At 43.3% G+C, this 15,725-nt stretch carries 16 protein-coding genes and 1 tRNA gene; 13 read left to right on the forward strand and 4 right to left on the reverse strand.

Annotation, left to right across the window (positions count from 1 at the left end; all coding sequences use genetic code 11):
• Positions 1-124 precede the first annotated feature (124 nt).
• The 7 genes from comGC to ACWPVL_RS08285 all read left to right on the forward strand — a co-directional run bounded on the left by comGC (position 125) and on the right by ACWPVL_RS08285 (position 4,122).
• Positions 125-394 (forward strand): competence type IV pilus major pilin ComGC, encoded by a 270-nt coding sequence (gene comGC, locus ACWPVL_RS08255; RefSeq protein WP_454388615.1) that lies wholly within the window; start codon positions 125-127, stop codon positions 392-394.
• Positions 354-788: a competence type IV pilus minor pilin ComGD gene (gene comGD / locus ACWPVL_RS08260; protein WP_062006289.1), complete on the forward strand. Its 435-nt coding sequence runs from the start codon at positions 354-356 to the stop codon at positions 786-788. The genes comGC and comGD overlap by 41 nt, the downstream gene beginning before the upstream one ends.
• Positions 754-1,047 carry a competence type IV pilus minor pilin ComGE gene (comGE, locus tag ACWPVL_RS08265; protein WP_193389924.1) on the forward strand — a complete coding sequence of 98 codons (294 nt, stop codon included), beginning with the start codon at positions 754-756 and terminating at the stop codon, positions 1,045-1,047. The genes comGD and comGE overlap by 35 nt, the downstream gene beginning before the upstream one ends.
• Positions 1,031-1,468 (forward strand): competence type IV pilus minor pilin ComGF, encoded by a 438-nt coding sequence (comGF, locus tag ACWPVL_RS08270; RefSeq protein ID WP_048791614.1) that lies wholly within the window; start codon positions 1,031-1,033, stop codon positions 1,466-1,468. Before comGE ends, comGF begins: the two co-directional genes overlap by 17 nt.
• Entirely contained in the window at positions 1,449-1,847 is a 399-nt protein-coding gene (gene comGG, locus ACWPVL_RS08275; protein WP_048791615.1) for a competence type IV pilus minor pilin ComGG, read from the forward strand. Before comGF ends, comGG begins: the two co-directional genes overlap by 20 nt.
• Positions 1,848-1,927: 80 nt before the next feature.
• A complete protein-coding gene (locus ACWPVL_RS08280; protein WP_454388223.1) occupies positions 1,928-2,893 on the forward strand; it encodes a class I SAM-dependent methyltransferase in 966 nt (321 codons plus the stop codon).
• A gap of 35 nt (positions 2,894-2,928) precedes the next feature.
• A complete protein-coding gene (locus ACWPVL_RS08285) occupies positions 2,929-4,122 on the forward strand; it encodes an acetate kinase (protein ID WP_454388225.1) in 1,194 nt (397 codons plus the stop codon).
• 311 nt (positions 4,123-4,433) lie between these two features.
• Here ACWPVL_RS08285 and ACWPVL_RS08290 read toward each other — a convergent pair whose 3' ends face one another.
• Positions 4,434-5,324 carry an RluA family pseudouridine synthase gene (locus tag ACWPVL_RS08290; RefSeq protein WP_454388227.1) on the reverse strand — a complete coding sequence of 297 codons (891 nt, stop codon included), beginning with the start codon at positions 5,322-5,324 and terminating at the stop codon, positions 4,434-4,436.
• A gap of 151 nt (positions 5,325-5,475) precedes the next feature.
• On the opposite strand from ACWPVL_RS08290, the gene pbp2a reads away from it, so the two are divergent.
• From pbp2a to nusG, 4 genes are all read left to right on the forward strand, one after another.
• A complete protein-coding gene (gene pbp2a, locus ACWPVL_RS08295) occupies positions 5,476-7,698 on the forward strand; it encodes a penicillin-binding protein PBP2A (RefSeq protein WP_454388229.1) in 2,223 nt (740 codons plus the stop codon).
• 60 nt (positions 7,699-7,758) lie between these two features.
• Entirely contained in the window at positions 7,759-7,911 is a 153-nt protein-coding gene (gene rpmG / locus ACWPVL_RS08300) for a 50S ribosomal protein L33 (protein WP_015605910.1), read from the forward strand.
• 9 nt (positions 7,912-7,920) lie between these two features.
• A complete protein-coding gene (gene secE, locus ACWPVL_RS08305) occupies positions 7,921-8,100 on the forward strand; it encodes a preprotein translocase subunit SecE (protein ID WP_061422082.1) in 180 nt (59 codons plus the stop codon).
• A 294-nt stretch (positions 8,101-8,394) separates the two neighbouring features.
• Positions 8,395-8,931: a transcription termination/antitermination protein NusG gene (nusG, locus tag ACWPVL_RS08310; RefSeq protein WP_005591544.1), complete on the forward strand. Its 537-nt coding sequence runs from the start codon at positions 8,395-8,397 to the stop codon at positions 8,929-8,931.
• A 355-nt stretch (positions 8,932-9,286) separates the two neighbouring features.
• Here the strand turns inward: nusG and ACWPVL_RS08315 are convergent.
• Positions 9,287-9,357: transfer RNA gene (locus ACWPVL_RS08315), tRNA-Cys, on the reverse strand.
• Positions 9,358-9,632: 275 nt separating this feature from the next.
• Here ACWPVL_RS08315 and rpsB point away from each other — a divergent pair.
• Complete coding sequence (gene rpsB / locus ACWPVL_RS08320; RefSeq protein ID WP_015605907.1) at positions 9,633-10,415, forward strand: 30S ribosomal protein S2; 783 nt, start codon at positions 9,633-9,635, stop codon at positions 10,413-10,415.
• Between the two features lie 81 nt (positions 10,416-10,496).
• Positions 10,497-11,540: a translation elongation factor Ts gene (tsf, locus tag ACWPVL_RS08325; RefSeq protein ID WP_454388233.1), complete on the forward strand. Its 1,044-nt coding sequence runs from the start codon at positions 10,497-10,499 to the stop codon at positions 11,538-11,540.
• 319 nt (positions 11,541-11,859) lie between these two features.
• Here tsf and ACWPVL_RS08330 read toward each other — a convergent pair whose 3' ends face one another.
• Together ACWPVL_RS08330 and leuS are read right to left on the reverse strand one after the other, a co-directional pair.
• A complete protein-coding gene (locus ACWPVL_RS08330; RefSeq protein ID WP_454388235.1) occupies positions 11,860-12,915 on the reverse strand; it encodes a GTP pyrophosphokinase in 1,056 nt (351 codons plus the stop codon).
• Positions 12,916-13,061: 146 nt separating this feature from the next.
• The gene (leuS, locus tag ACWPVL_RS08335) at positions 13,062-15,563 is read right to left on the reverse strand and encodes a leucine--tRNA ligase (RefSeq protein ID WP_454388237.1); all 2,502 of its coding nucleotides are present in this window, start codon (positions 15,561-15,563) and stop codon (positions 13,062-13,064) included.
• Positions 15,564-15,725 lie beyond the last annotated feature (162 nt).

Below are 15,725 nucleotides of genomic sequence, written 5' to 3' on the forward strand. Positions count from 1 at the left end.
AATGGAAAAATTTAAAACTTTCCGTAGTGATAGAGTTGGCAGACTGACAGCGATGTCGGTCTGTTTTTGTTTTCCCTTGTTTATACTAGACAGGCCATAGAGAATTTTAGTGTCTTTTATTGAAATGTTAGTCGTCCTTTTAATCATCAGTGTCTTGATGCTCTTGTTTGTCCCAAATTTGACCAAGCAGAAGGATGCTGTTTCAGATACGGGCAATGCGGCTGTAGTCAAGGTGGTAGAAAGTCAGGCTGAGCTTTATGAATTGAAGAATGTTAATGAAAAAGCTACTCTAGGAAAATTAGTTGCCGATGGTCGGATTACCGATAAGCAGGTGGCATCCTATAAGGCTTACTATGGAAAAAACAGCAGTGAAGTTCGTGCAGTTGCGGATTAAGGCTTTTACGCTGTTAGAAAGTCTCCTGGCTTTATTTGTGGTCAGTTTCATTTTATTAGGTTTATCTGGCTCTGTCCAGGCTGGTTTCAATCAAGTACAGGAGCAGCTGTTTTTCATGGAATTTGAGCATCTTTATCAGGAGAGCCAAAAGCTAAGTATGGCTGGACATGAAAAGATCAAATTGACCATTTCGGAGCGCAATATCTCCAACGGCTATCAGCAAGTAGAATTTCCCAAGACTTTGCAGGAACATGCTCCTCAGACCATTCAGTTTGATCAGGCTGGCGGGAATTCTTCGCTCAGCAAGATTGTTTTTCAAACGGAGGATAAAAAGGTTGTTTACCAGCTTTATATGGGTAATGGAAAATTTAAAAAGACGACAAATGAAGGCTAGCATTTTGCTGGAGGCTCTGGTGGCAATGGCGGTTTTTGCGGCTATTGCCAGCCTCCTGCTTGGCCAGATTAGTCAGTCGCGGCAGGAACAGATTCGCTTATTGCAGGAGGAGGAAGTCCTACGGGTTGCTCGGATGGCCATGCAGACGGGACAGGAAAATCTGACAGTAAACGGCATTACAGTCCGCCAGGTTAAAACAGACCAGCAATTAACCGTCTATCACCAAGAGGAGAAGGTGCTCAGTGTTAAAAAACGTTAAAATCAAAGCTTTTACACTTTTAGAGACTCTAGTCGCCCTGCTGGTCTTGAGCGGTGGTATATTGGTCTTTCAGTCGATGACCAAGCTTCTGGCTTTTGAACTGCGACATCAACAGGAAAATAAGCAGCAGGAATGGCTCTTATTTGTCGATCAGTTGGAGACGGAGCTATCGCGCAGCCAATTTGACCGAGTCGAAAACGACAAAATCTATGTCAAACAGGATGGCAAACATATAGCTTTGGGCAAATCTCGGAGTGATGATTTTCGCAAGACGGATGCTTCGGGACGTGGCTATCAACCCATGATCTATGGACTTAAAGCTGCTCCGGTCAGTCAGCAGGGGGACCTTGTTCGCTTTCGCTTCCGGTTTGAAAATAATTTAGAAAGAGAGTACATCTATCGTGTTCAAGATAAAAGTTAAGGCAGGCATCTTGCTTTATGCCCTCTTTATGGCAGCTGTCTTTAGCTTGCTCTTGCAATTTTATCTGAACCGGCAGGTGACCAATCAGCGTCTCTTTCAAGCCAATCGGGAGCGGACAGAAGCCTATGCCTTGGCTGTTTTGACCAAGGAGACTGCCACAGAGGAGAACGGGCAATTAGCCTTTGACCAAGGGAGCACCCATTATCGCAGGCAGGGAAATATGCTGGAAGTCAGCAGCCAACTTGCCAATCAGAAGAGTTATTCTTTCTATTTTGAGAGTAAAAAGGAGCCAGAGAAGAAGGACAAAGAAGCTAAAGACTCCAAAGATACTAAAAAAACTAAAGTGCCCTCTCCTTCAACTGACAAGAGAAGCGACTAATATAAATGTAAAAGATTTGTAATCCGATAGCCCTTGGAAAGAGGGCTTCTTTTTGGTATCATAAGACAACGGAGGATGCCATGAAATTTGAAAAAATAGAACGAGCTTTTCATCTACTTTTAGAAAACGTGCAAAATATCCAAAATGTGCTGGGAACTAATTTCTATGATGCCTTGATTGAGCAGAATGGGATTTATCTGGACGGAGATACAGAATTACAAGAAATTCTGAAAAATAATGAGAAACTTCGTGCCCTGCATTTGACCAAGGAGGAGTGGCGGCGGGCTTATCAGTTTATTTTCATGAAGGCTTCTCAGACAGAGCCACTCCAAGCTAATCATCAGTTCACACCTGATTCGGTCGGCTTCTTGCTGAGCTTTTTGGTTGATCAGTTGGCTCAAGGAGAGAGAGTCGATTTGCTCGAGATCGGCAGTGGGACAGGGAATTTGGCGGAGACTCTGCTCAACCACACACAAAAAAACATGGATTATCTGGGCCTAGAAATTGACGACTTGCTGATTGATTTGTCTGCCAGCATTGCCGAAGTCATGAATTCCAAGGCACACTTTGCTCAAGGAGACGCGGTACGGCCTCAGGTTCTGAAAGAAAGCGACTTGATTATCAGTGATTTGCCAGTGGGCTATTATCCAGATGATACAGTGGCGGCTCGTTATGAGGTTGCCAGTCCAGACGAGCATACTTACGCCCATCATCTCTTGATGGAGCAATCGTTAAAATATTTAAAACCGGGGGGCTATGCTATCTTTCTCGCCCCAAATAATCTGCTGACGAGCCCACAAAGTCACCTGCTGAAAAAATGGCTACTGTCTAGCGCTCAGCTCTTGGCAATGATTTCCCTGCCAGAAAAGATTTTCGCGAGCCGGCAGAATGCTAAGACGATATTTGTCCTGAGAAAACAAGGCGAATCAGACATTCAGCCGTTTATCTACCCTTTGCAGGACTTGCAAAGTCAGGATGAAATCTTGAAGTTTCGTGAAAGTTTTCAAAACTGGGTCAAAGTTAGTGAAATTCAAACAAATTTTTGATATAATAGTTTGAAAACGCTTAAAGAGGTGACGAGATGTCAAAAACTATTTCTATCAATGCTGGAAGTTCGAGTGTAAAATGGCAACTTTATTCAATGCCAGAAGAAAAGGTGCTGGCTAAAGGTTTGATTGAGCGGATTGGTCTCAAGGACTCAATCTCTACGGTTAAATTTGATGGTCGTTCTGAACGCCAAACCTTAGATATTGCTGACCATACACAAGCTGTGAAAATTTTATTGGATGATTTGAAACGGTTTGAAATTATTCAATCTTACGATGAAATCACAGGTGTTGGGCACCGTGTCGTAGCTGGAGGCGAGTATTTTAAAGAATCAGCTCTTGTGACTGACGATGTGTTGGAAAAGATTGAAGAGTTGTCTCTACTAGCTCCTTTGCACAATCCTGCCAATGCTGACGGTATCCGTGCTTTCAAGGAAATTCTTCCTGACATTACCAGTGTGGCTGTTTTTGATACATCTTTCCACACAACCATGCCAGAAAAAGCTTATCGCTACCCATTGCCAACCAAGTACTACACTGAAAATCAGGTCCGTAAATACGGAGCACACGGAACCAGCCATGAGTATGTAGCCCACGAAGCTGCGAAACTTTTGGGTAAACCGATTGAAGAATTGAAACTTATCACTTGCCACATAGGAAACGGTGCTTCTATCACAGCAGTTGATAAGGGGCGCTCAGTGGATACTTCTATGGGCTTCACTCCTCTTGGTGGGGTTATGATGGGAACACGTACGGGTGACATCGATCCAGCGATTATTCCATACTTGATGCAGCATACAGATGACTTTAACACGCCAGAAGATATCAGTCGAATTCTGAATCGTGAATCTGGACTGTTGGGCGTTTCTGAGAAATCAAGTGATATGCGCGATATTCACGAAGCTATGCGTGCGGGTGATGAAAAGGCACAATTGGCAAATGAAATTTTTGTGGATCGCATTCAAAAATACATTGGTCAGTATTTAGCTGTTTTAAATGGAGCAGACGCCATTATCTTTACAGCTGGTATCGGTGAAAACTCTGTGACTATCCGTCGCATGGTTATCGAAGGAATTTCTTGGTTTGGCTGCGATGTCGATCCAGAGAAGAATTTCTTTGGTGCTACAGGAGATATTTCAACAGAAGCTGCTAAAGTCAGAGTTCTGGTTATCCCGACAGATGAAGAGTTAGTCATTGCGCGTGATGTAGAACGCTTTAAAAATCAATAATCAAAAAGCTCGGCCTAGCTGAGCTTTTTCTTGTGACTTTGTGATTACTCTTTGGTCAGATAGGATGATTCAAAGCGAGGTGGAGGTGCTAGTAGTCAAAGATGGACTGGGGAGCAAGTTGGTACAAGGTAGATGACCTATCGAGATCAGATTGCTGCTTGTTGATATCTAGCGTGCTAAGTTGCTAGCTAGAGGAGAAGAAAAAGACGATGTCCGATAGGGAATCGTCTTTTTGGGGAAAATCTGTTTTTTGAAAGAATTGTGGCTAGTTGGCGATGTAGAGTATTAGTCTTGGGGAATCGGTTATCTGGTTAGCTATCTTTTTTAGCCTTGCTTTTGTGCCGTTTGATTTCTGCTTCAAAACTCTCTGACGGTGCTTCCACACTGATGGTTTCTAGGGTGAACGGATGAGTCAATGTCAAGCGGTGGGCATGGAGCATGAGGCGGCCTTGGGGTTGAGGATGGTAGAGGGGGTCGCCAATGATGGGATGACCGTGATGGGCGAGATGGACGCGGATTTGGTGAGTCCGTCCGGTTTTCAATTGACATTTGACCAGAGTCGTCTTTCCGAAGTCCTTGAGTCGGGTTACATGAGTTTCAGCGTAGAGTCCCTTTTTCGGATCAACGAGTCGTTTCCGTCGGTCATGGCGGTCGCGTCCGATTTTATCTTTATAAACGATAGTCTTGCTGTGAAATTTTCCTTGAGCAAGGGCCCAATATTCACGAGAGATTTCTTTGTTTTCCAAGAGGCGATTGAGAATGGGGAGGACAAAGGGATTTTTGGCAAACAGGATGGCGCCACTGGTTTCTTTGTCCAGTCGGTGGACGACATAGCAGGTCTGGCCGACATAGCTTGACACATGGTTGAGCAGAGCGACTTCTGTCGGCTCATTGCCGTGACTTTTCATGCCGTTTGGCTTGTTGACGATAATGAGATGCTCGTCCTGATAGAGTTCCTCGACCAGATGAGGCTGGCCAGCGGGGAGTTCTTTTTCTGGATAATCCTCTTTGTCAAAAGTTAGTTGAATGCTGTCACCAGGCTTGACCAAAGTTTGCCAATGGATGGACTCACCGTTAACCAAAATGTGTTTCTTGGTTCGGAGAAAGTGACGAATCTTTCGCGGGATGAGCAGCTGCTCTTCTAGCAGTTCTTTGACGGTCATCGGAGGCAGGCTTGCGGGGATGGTAATAGTAAATTTCATGTTTTCATTGTAGCAAAAACTAGCCCATTTGAAAATGCTTCGTTGGAAAGAGGAAAGGAGCTCTGCTATTTCCTTAAAGAAAGCTAAAAGGAGTAGAAAGTAGCAGAGTCGTGCCTTGTGTCTGCATGGATAAGGTGATAAAATATGTTTTATGAAGAAATTAAATGATATATTTGAAAAATTAGTCAATCTGTTTAAAACGGATCATCCTCAGAAGAAAGTTGCTGAGGAGCTGGAGGGCGAGACGCCTGAACCTAGCTATAGCCGGTCTGGTAAGAATCGAAAGAAGCCCTTGTCTCAACATCCTTTCCGCCGCTTTTGGCGCAGGTTCCATCTGACCAAGATATTCTTGATTCTCGGCTTGACCTTTGGTTTGGTGGTCGGTGGCTATCTTTTTTATGTAGCTAAGACGACCAATGTCAAAGACTTGCAGAATGCTCTTAAAGCCACGACCTTGATCTATGATAAGGATGGAAACGAAGCGGGTAGCTTGTCTGGGCAAAAGGGAACCTATGTCGAATTGGATGCGATTAGTCAGGACTTGCAGAACGCGGTGATTGCGACAGAAGACCGTTCTTTTTATAAGAATGGCGGGATTAACTATAGTCGCTTCTTTCTGGCCATTTTGACTGCGGGGCGTTCGGGTGGTGGCTCGACTATCACGCAGCAGTTGGCCAAAAATGCCTATCTTTCTCAGGATCAGACCATTGAGCGGAAGGCAAAGGAATTTTTCCTAGCTTTAGAGATTAACAAAAAATACAGCAAGCAGGAAATCCTGACCATGTACCTCAATAACTCTTATTTTGGAAATGGCGTTTGGGGAGTGGAAGATGCCAGCAAGAAATACTTTGGTATATCTGCCAGCCAGCTCAGCTTGGATCAATCAGCGGTTCTAGCTGGTATGCTCAAAGGACCAGAACTATATAATCCCCTGTATTCGATTGAGAATGCGACCAACCGTCGTGACACCGTTCTCCAAAATATGGTGGCGGCAGGTTATATTGATCAGGCAACGGCGGATCAAGCTGCGACGGTTGGCATTGGAGGCCAGCTAGTCGATGCCTACGAAGGCAAGTCAGAAGACTATCGCTACCCGTCTTATTTTGATGCGGTTATCAATGAAGCGGTCAATGATTACGGTCTGACGGAAGAAGAAATCGTCAACAACGGCTATCGGATTTACACCGAATTGGATCAAAATTACCAAGCCAGCATGCAGGTCATCTATAGCAATGTTGATCTCTTCCCGCAGGCTGAAGACGGAACGAGGGCCGAGTCAGGAAGCGTAGCGCTGGATCCTAAGACGGGTGGTGTTCGGGCTCTGGTTGGTCGTGTCAACAGTGCTGATGGCTCTGCTTTTCGGACTTTCAACTACGCGACTCAGTCTGCTCGTAGTCCAGGCTCAACCATCAAGCCTTTGGTGGCCTACAGCCCAGCTATAGCAGCCGGCTGGTCAACGGATAAGGAACTAGATAATAGTCGGACAGTTTTTGGTGACTATAAGGTCAATAACTACGGCAATATCCAAAGTTCACCGACGGTTCCAATGTATCAAGCCTTGGCTGAATCCCTCAATATTCCCGCGGTTTCAACAGTGGACGAATTAGGCGTGAACAAGGCCTTTGAGTACGGCAAAAAGTTTGGTCTTAATATGGATAAGGTAGAACAGAATCTGGGTGTAGCTCTGGGAAGCGGCGTGACGACCAATCCACTTCAGATGGCTCAAGCCTACTCAGTCTTTGCGAATGATGGAATTATGAATGATGCCCATCTTATCACCAAGATAGAAAATGCTAGTGGTCAGGTTGTCAAAACCCACCGGCAGACTTCTACCCGCGTTCTCAATCGCTCAACCACAGAAAAGATGACCAGTATGATGCTGGGAACCTTCTCAAACGGAACGGGAGTTTATGCGGCTCCGTATGGCTATACAATGGCTGGAAAGACAGGAACGACAGAGACTGACTTTAACCCTGATCTGTCAGGAGACCAGTGGGTCATCGGCTACACACCAGATGTGGTTATCAGCCAATGGCTGGGCTTCCCTAAGACAGATGAAACTCACTATCTGACTGGTACGAGTGCCAATGAAGCTTCGGCTATTTTCCGTAATGTAGCCAACACCATCCTGCCTTATACGGAAGGAACGTCCTTCTCGGGTCAGAAAAATGCCTATGCTGAAAATGGGATTTCCCCAGTCGATACCTACGGTACTGGTCAAACGAATACGACTAGCGAAAATAAAGACTTCCTGAAAGATGTCCAGGAGCGGGCGCAAAACCTGGTAGATGATGCCAAGAAAGCTATCGATGAGTCTGGGATTACTGAAAAAGCCAAAAATCTATGGGATACCATTACTGGCTGGTTCCATTAATCGTCTAAACGGCTTGTCAAAGAGGTAGAAAACTGCTATAATAAGGGGAATGGAGGCGTCATGGCATTAAAAAAAGCGAGTCTAGCGTGTACAGTTTGTGGGTCACGAAACTACTCAATCAAACTTAGTAGCACTCCAAAACCTACGCGTCTAGAAGTGAATAAATATTGTAAACACTGCAGTAAATATACGCTGCATAAAGAAACCAGATAGGAGATAGTTGTGAAATTCATTAAAGATGTTTTCGTTTTGCTACGAGATACAACTTGGCCTACCCGTAAAGAAAGATGGACTGATTTCCTTTCCGTAATGGAATACACAGCATTCTTTGCTATTGTCATCTATATTTTTGATAAGGTAGTTGCCAGCGGTCTCTTCCGCATAATCAATATGTTTTCATAAGAAAGATGAGGCTGGGACAAAAGTCCTAGCCTCTCAATTGTCTTTGGATTGTCGAGCAAGACGCAGTGGTTGAGTGGGCTCTACTACGCTGATTTCATCAGCTTTTACAGCTCTACTCAACTGTGCGGAGGTGGGACGACGAAATCGAATTCTAACGAATTACCGATTTCTGTCCCACTCTCATTTGTCTGTAAAATATTTACCAAAATGCTTTGTAATTTTAGATTTTATGGTATAATAAGGCTAGATATCAAGCAGAAGCCCTAGGCTTTTTTATTTAGGAAAGGACAAAACATGGACAGTTTTGATAAAGGCTGGTTTGTACTGCAAACCTACTCAGGCTATGAAAATAAGGTAAAGGAAAATCTCTTGCAACGTGCTCAGACCTATAATATGCTGGAAAATATCCTGCGCGTGGAAATTCCAACTCAGACCGTGCAAGTCGAGAAAAACGGCAAGAGCAAGGAAGTCGAAGAAAACCGCTTCCCAGGTTATGTCTTGGTTGAGATGGTTATGACGGACGAAGCTTGGTTTGTCGTGCGGAATACGCCAAACGTAACTGGATTTGTGGGTTCACACGGAAACCGTTCGAAACCAACCCCGCTCTTGGAAGAAGAAATCCGCAGCATTCTGATTTCTATGGGACAAACGGTTCAAGAATTTGATTTGGATGTCAAAGTGGGCGATACAGTTCGCATCATTGACGGTGCCTTTGCTAACTATACTGGCAAAATTACGGAAATTGACAATAATAAGGTCAAGATGATTATCTCTATGTTTGGAAATGACACGGTTGCAGAAGTCAACCTGAGCCAAATTGCTGAATTATAATTTTTGAATGCATAAAAAAGAGTCGGAAAGTATTTTCCGCTCTTTTTTGTTAGCAGCCCTGAGATTTTAGATAAAAGCTGGTCATTCTGGTCTCATTGAAATTCATTAAACTTGACCAATGATGTAAAAAAGACAAACAAAAAAGAGAGTGGGACAGAAATCGGTAATTCGTTAGAATTCGATTTCGTCGTCCCACATCCGCACAGTTGAGTAGGGTTGTAAAAGCTGATGAAATCAGCGTAGTAGAGCCTACTCAACCACTGCGTCTTGCTCGACAATCCAGAGACAATTGAGAGGCTAGGACTTTTGTCCCAGCCTCTTGGTTAGTATAAAGTCGGATTTAAACCGATAAAAAAGGCGGTAGACGGATTTGAACCGACGATCAAGCTTTTGCAGAGCCGTGCCTTACCACTTGGCTATACCGCCGCAACTCTTACTATTCTATCGTAAAACGGCCTATTCGTCAAGAGCCTGACCTGACTTAAGTGAGAATTTCTTGAAGGAATTTTAATAGATGAGCTGGATTAGGAAGAGAAAATACTGCTCAAAGACTTGTCAAAAGCTCGAAAATTTGATATGATAGTAGATGCCGTTTAAACGGCAGAAATACTCATTTTAGATGAATTGTGGAGCCGTTGCCAATTGGTAGCTCTGCGAGCTGAAATCTAAGAGAGGAAAAAAACAAAAAGGAGAATTTACTCATGGCAGTAATTTCAATGAAACAACTTCTTGAGGCTGGTGTTCACTTTGGTCACCAAACTCGTCGCTGGAACCCTAAGATGGCTAAGTACATCTTCACTGAGCGTAACGGTATCCACGTTATCGACCTTCAACAAACTGTAAAATACGCAGATCAAGCTTATGACTTCATGCGTGATGCAGCTGCAAACGATGCAGTTATCTTGTTTGTTGGTACTAAAAAGCAAGCTGCTGAAGCTGTAAAAGAAGAAGCAGAACGTGCTGGTCAATACTACATCAACCACCGTTGGTTGGGTGGAACTCTTACAAACTGGACAACTATCCAAAAACGTGTTGCTCGTTTGAAAGAAATCAAACGTATGGAAGAAGAAGGAATCTTCGAAGTTCTTCCTAAGAAAGAAGTAGCACTTTTGAACAAACAACGTGCTCGTCTTGAAAAATTCTTGGGTGGTATCGAAGATATGCCTCGCATCCCAGATGTAATGTACATCGTTGACCCTCATAAAGAGCAAATCGCTGTTAAGGAAGCTAAGAAACTTGGTATTCCAGTAGTTGCGATGGTTGACACAAACACTGATCCAGACGATATCGATGTGATTATCCCTGCTAACGACGACGCAATCCGTGCCGTTAAATTGATCACTGCGAAAATGGCTGACGCTGTTATCGAAGGTCGTCAAGGTGAGGACGCTGTAGCGACTGTTGAAGCAGAATTTGCTGCAACTGAAACTCAAGCAGACTCAATCGAAGAAATCGTTGAAGTTGTAGAAGGCGACAACGCATAATTTTCATAAGTCAATTAACCTAAAGGGGCGGGGCTCAGCCCAGCCCCTTTATTTAAAAATAGTAAACATAGGAGAAGAAAAATGGCAGAAATTACAGCTAAGCTTGTAAAAGAATTGCGCGAAAAATCTGGTGCTGGTGTCATGGACGCTAAGAAAGCATTGGTTGAAACAGATGGTGACATCGAAAAAGCGATTGAATTGCTTCGCGAAAAAGGTATGGCAAAAGCAGCTAAGAAGGCTGATCGTGTTGCCGCTGAAGGTTTGACAGGCGTTTACGTGGATGGTAACGTTGCAGCTATCGTTGAAGTCAACGCTGAAACTGACTTTGTTGCGAAAAACGCTCAATTCGTTGAATTGGTAAATGCTACTGCAAAAGTAATCGCAGAAGGCAAGCCAGCTAACAACGAAGAAGCATTTGCATTGACAATGCCTTCAGGTGAAACTCTTGAAGCTGCATACGTATCTGCAACTGCAACTATCGGAGAAAAAATCTCATTCCGTCGTTTTGCTTTGGTTGAAAAGACTGATGCTCAACACTTTGGTGCTTACCAACACAACGGTGGCCGTATCGGTGTTGTTTCAGTGATTGACGGTGGAGATGACGCTCTTGCTAAACAAATTTCTATGCACATTGCTGCGATGAAACCAACTGTTCTTTCATACAAAGAATTGGATGAGCAATTTGTTAAAGATGAATTGGCACAATTGAACCACGCTATCGATCAAGACAATGAAAGCCGCGCTATGGTTGATAAGCCAGCACTTCCACACTTGAAATATGGTTCAAAAGCTCAGTTGACTAACGAAGTGATTGCACAAGCTGAAGCTGATATCAAAGCTGAATTGGCTGCTGAAGGCAAACCAGAAAAAATCTGGGACAAGATCATCCCAGGTAAAATGGATCGCTTCTTGCTTGACAACACTAAAGTTGACCAAGCTTATACACTTCTTGCACAAGTGTACATCATGGATGACAGCAAGACAGTTGAAGCTTACCTTGAATCAGTGAATGCTTCAGTAGTTGAGTTTGTTCGCTTTGAAGTTGGTGAAGGTATTGAAAAAGCAGCTAACGACTTCGAATCAGAAGTTGCAGCAACAATGGCAGCTGCTCTTGGCCAAAACTAATCTAAGTTTAAAACAAAAAAGATTGAAGAGAAAATAATTTCTTTTCAATCTTTTTATTATTCTGGCCTGAATAGTTCTTCTTTTAAATTGAGAAGAATTGGCCTAGGAGATAGGTGACAGTCATTGTTAAAAGTCCGATTAAGGAGAGTTTATATCAAAGGGACTTAGCCCTGTGCAATACAGAACTAAATTCTTTGGATAAATTAATTGTCTAACTTTTTGGGGTCAGTACAACTTTAGAAAGAGTTATACTACAATTTCTGTAACCTATCCAAACGAAAAGTACCACTTTTCATGTTTAACAAATTAGTTTTTAACGTTAATAAACATCAGTTGGATACGAAATTCCATATTCATCTAAAAATAGATTCTCTGAGATTTTTATAAATTCTTCATCAGAAATATCGATCCTATTAATTGATTCTAACACCCTAGTAATGCGTAATAATGGAGTCAATGACAATATACCCGTATAATGCATAATATTCATCTCAATTGCCCATATCCTTAAAAAGATATCCTTGTATCTTTCTAATAATCCATCTATATCTCCTATAGTCTTCAAACCCAATTTTTTCACCCTCTGAACTACCGTAGATAGAAAAGAACTATCAATATTAAAATCTATATTCACAACTGACAATTTAATCATATTCAGTAGTTCAATGTAATTTTGATCTTCTGTTACATAAGTCATAAGCGTACTGCTATCTATCGGTAATTCTTTTTTCGAAGTAGGTAATTTTTCCCTTATCTCCTGCTCATAGTTATTAATATTATTTTTTAACTGTAAAAAATTATCATCGGCCAATTCAATTAGTCCCGCCAATCTGGAGAATTGTCTTCTATATTGATCAGGTATATCTTCCTTACTTTTATATCCCAAATCATGTTCAATTTCAGCCCAGGCATGCTGCATAACTGTCCTAATTTGTATCTCTAATTTTATATTCTTAAATCTACCATATAAAGTAGGTGAAGTGTTTTCTGCTTTTAAACCCACCACATAATGAAGTGAAACATAACCAAATTTTGTTGGATCCTCACTTTTACGTTTATCAATAGTATTCTCTACATCAACCTCGAATTCTTGACTTATTAACTCAGCTATTTTATCAACATCATCACTAAAGTACGTTATGATACGAATACCGCATAAATCGGTAATCTCAGCTAAATTAGAATAATTTTTCCTTTTTACTTTGCCTTCAAGAGACTCTACAGTTTTTACTCTCCCAATTATTTCATGAACGTTAATAGATTGACTTTTAATAATATTCTTTATAGTATTCTCTACATAATTTAAGCAATCTTCATAACTCCCCCGTGAAACAGAGTATCCATCAATAATCTTCTTATGACTTTGAGTCCTCATTAATACCTCCCAAAAAAATAAACAAAAACTGTCTCTCTTTTTAATTAACTATAATTTACAATTATTTCCCAACAATAATAACGACTTTAGTTAGCTTCAATAGTCCAGCGGACTATTGAAGATGGCAGATAGGGCTAATAAACTCGTTATTTCACCACGATATTAACCAGTTTATTTGGCACACTAATGACTTTCACGATTTCTTTACCAGCGATTTCAGACTTGATTTTCTCATCTGCCAGAGCGATTTCCTGCAATTCCTCACGGCTCAAGTCCTTTGCTACGACTAGCTTAGCACGAACTTTACCCTTGATTTGAACTACGATTTCGACCTCTGCCTCGACCAGTTTGCTTTCATCATAAGTTGGCCAAGCTACGTAGGAGATGCTCTCGCCAGTTTGAGCTACCGCCTGCCAGAGTTCTTCAGCCAAGTGCGGTGCAAAAGGCGCCAGCAATTGGATAAAGCCTTTGGCATATTCGACATAGAGCTTCTCTTCCTTGTTGGCTGCATTGACAAAGATCATGAGATGGGCAATGGCTGTGTTAAACTTGAGCTCCTCAATCTGCTCTGTGACAGACTTGACTGTTTCGTTGTATATCTTGTCGAGAGCACCATTGTTATCCGCAACGATTTCTTTACTTGTAATCAAACGGTAGACACGATCTAGGAACTTGCGGCTGCCTTCCAGACCTTCCTCACTCCAAGCGATAGACGCATCCAGCGGCCCCATGAACATTTCATAGACACGAAGTGTATCAGCACCGTATTGCTCCACTACATCGTCTGGATTGACTACATTCTTCAGGGATTTAGACATCTTGGCAGGTGCTTGCTCCAACTCTTCTCCAGTTTCGATGTTGAAGAAAGAACCATCGCGTTTTTCCACCTTGTCTGTCGCTACTAGAGCACCGCGGTGGTCACGGTAGCTAGTCCCCAAGATCATTCCTTGGTTAAAGAGTTTTTGGAAAGGCTCTTTTGTTGGAACGACACCGAGGTCATAAAGGAATTTATGCCAGAAGCGAGCATAGAGGAGGTGGAGCACGGCATGCTCCGCGCCACCGATGTAAATATCAACTGGCAGCCAAGCCTTGAGCAAGTCCTCATCTGCTAATTTCTCATTGTTATGCGGGTCAATGTAACGCAGGTAATACCAGCTAGAACCAGCCCATTGAGGCATGGTATTGGTCTCGCGGCGTCCTTTGACACCGTCTTCGCGAGTCACTTCCAGCCAGTCGGTGAGATTGGCCAGAGGACTTTCACCAGTACCAGAAGGGCGGATGTCCTTGGTTACAGGTAGGACAAGTGGCAATTCATTTTCAGGAACAGCCGTTGAGGTGCCATCTTCCCAATGAATGATTGGAATTGGCTCACCCCAGTAGCGTTGACGGCTAAAGAGCCAGTCACGCAGGCGATAGGTGACTTTTTCATTTCCGACACCTTCCGCTTCCAGCCAAGCAACCATCTTGTCAATAGCGGCAGCCTTGTCCAAGCCATCTAGGAAGCCAGAGTTAATATGCGGACCGTCTTCTGTGTAAGCAGCTTCAGCAACATTGCCACCCTCTAGAACCGGAATAATCTCTAAATCAAACTGCTTAGCAAACTCCCAGTCGCGCTCGTCGTGTGCAGGAACAGCCATGATGGCACCTGTTCCGTAGCTTGCAAGCACATAGTCGGCAATCCAGATGGGGATTTCCTTGCCGTTGACAGGATTGATGGCATAAGCTCCTGTCCAGACACCAGTCTTCTCCTTAGCCAAATCAGTCCGAGCAAGGTCGGATTTGAGGCTGGCTGCATGTTTGTAGTCTGCAATTGCTTGAGCTTGCTCTGCACTCGTAATGGCATCAACGAGAGTATGCTCCGGAGCCAAAACAGCATAGGTAGCACCAAAAAGGGTGTCCGGACGAGTGGTAAAGACGGTGAAGTCCTTGTCAGTGTCCTTAATCTTGAAGGTTACATTGGCACCGGTTGATTTGCCGATCCAGTTGCGCTGCATGTCCTTGATAGACTCAGGCCAGTCCAGCTCTTCCAAGTCATTGAGCAAACGCTCTGCATAGGCTGTGATTTTCAGCATCCACTGACGCATTGGTTTGCGGACGACTGGATAGCCACCGCGCTCAGATGTGCCGTCCGGCAGAACTTCCTCATTGGCGATAGCCGTTCCCAGCTCTTCCACCCAGTTTACTGGCACTTCAGCTTCATAGGCCAGGCCTTTTTCATAAAGCTTGGTGAAAATCCACTGGGTCCACTTGTAGTAGTTAGGGTCAGTCGTGTTAACTTCCCGATCCCAGTCGTAAGAAAAACCAAGCGCATTGATTTGGCGTTTGAAGTTGGCAATGTTTTCTGCTGTAAAGTCAGCCGGGTCATTGCCTGTATCCATAGCGTACTGCTCGGCTGGCAGACCAAAGGCATCCCAGCCCATTGGGTGAAGGACATTATAGCCTTGCGCGCGCTTGTAGCGGCTGAGGATATCCGTCGCTGTGTAGCCTTCTGGGTGTCCTACGTGTAATCCAGCTCCTGATGGATAAGGAAACATATCCAGCGCATAAAAGTTAGGCTTGTCCTTGTCCGTACCTGTCTTGAATGTATGGTGCTCAGCCCAGTATTTCTGCCACTTGGGCTCGATTTCTTTGTGATTGTAAGTTGCCATAATCATTTACTCTCCAACGATCTTTTCCGTGTTCTAGACACGTTTCTATCTATTATACCATTTTCAAGGGATTTTGAAAGTAACTGACGAAGGAGAATGAAGAAAATCTTTGCGGCTTGACCTTTACTTATTTTTAAAAACAGATAGAATGAAAGCAAGTTT

Source organism: Streptococcus sp. Marseille-Q8145 (assembly GCF_965112035.1).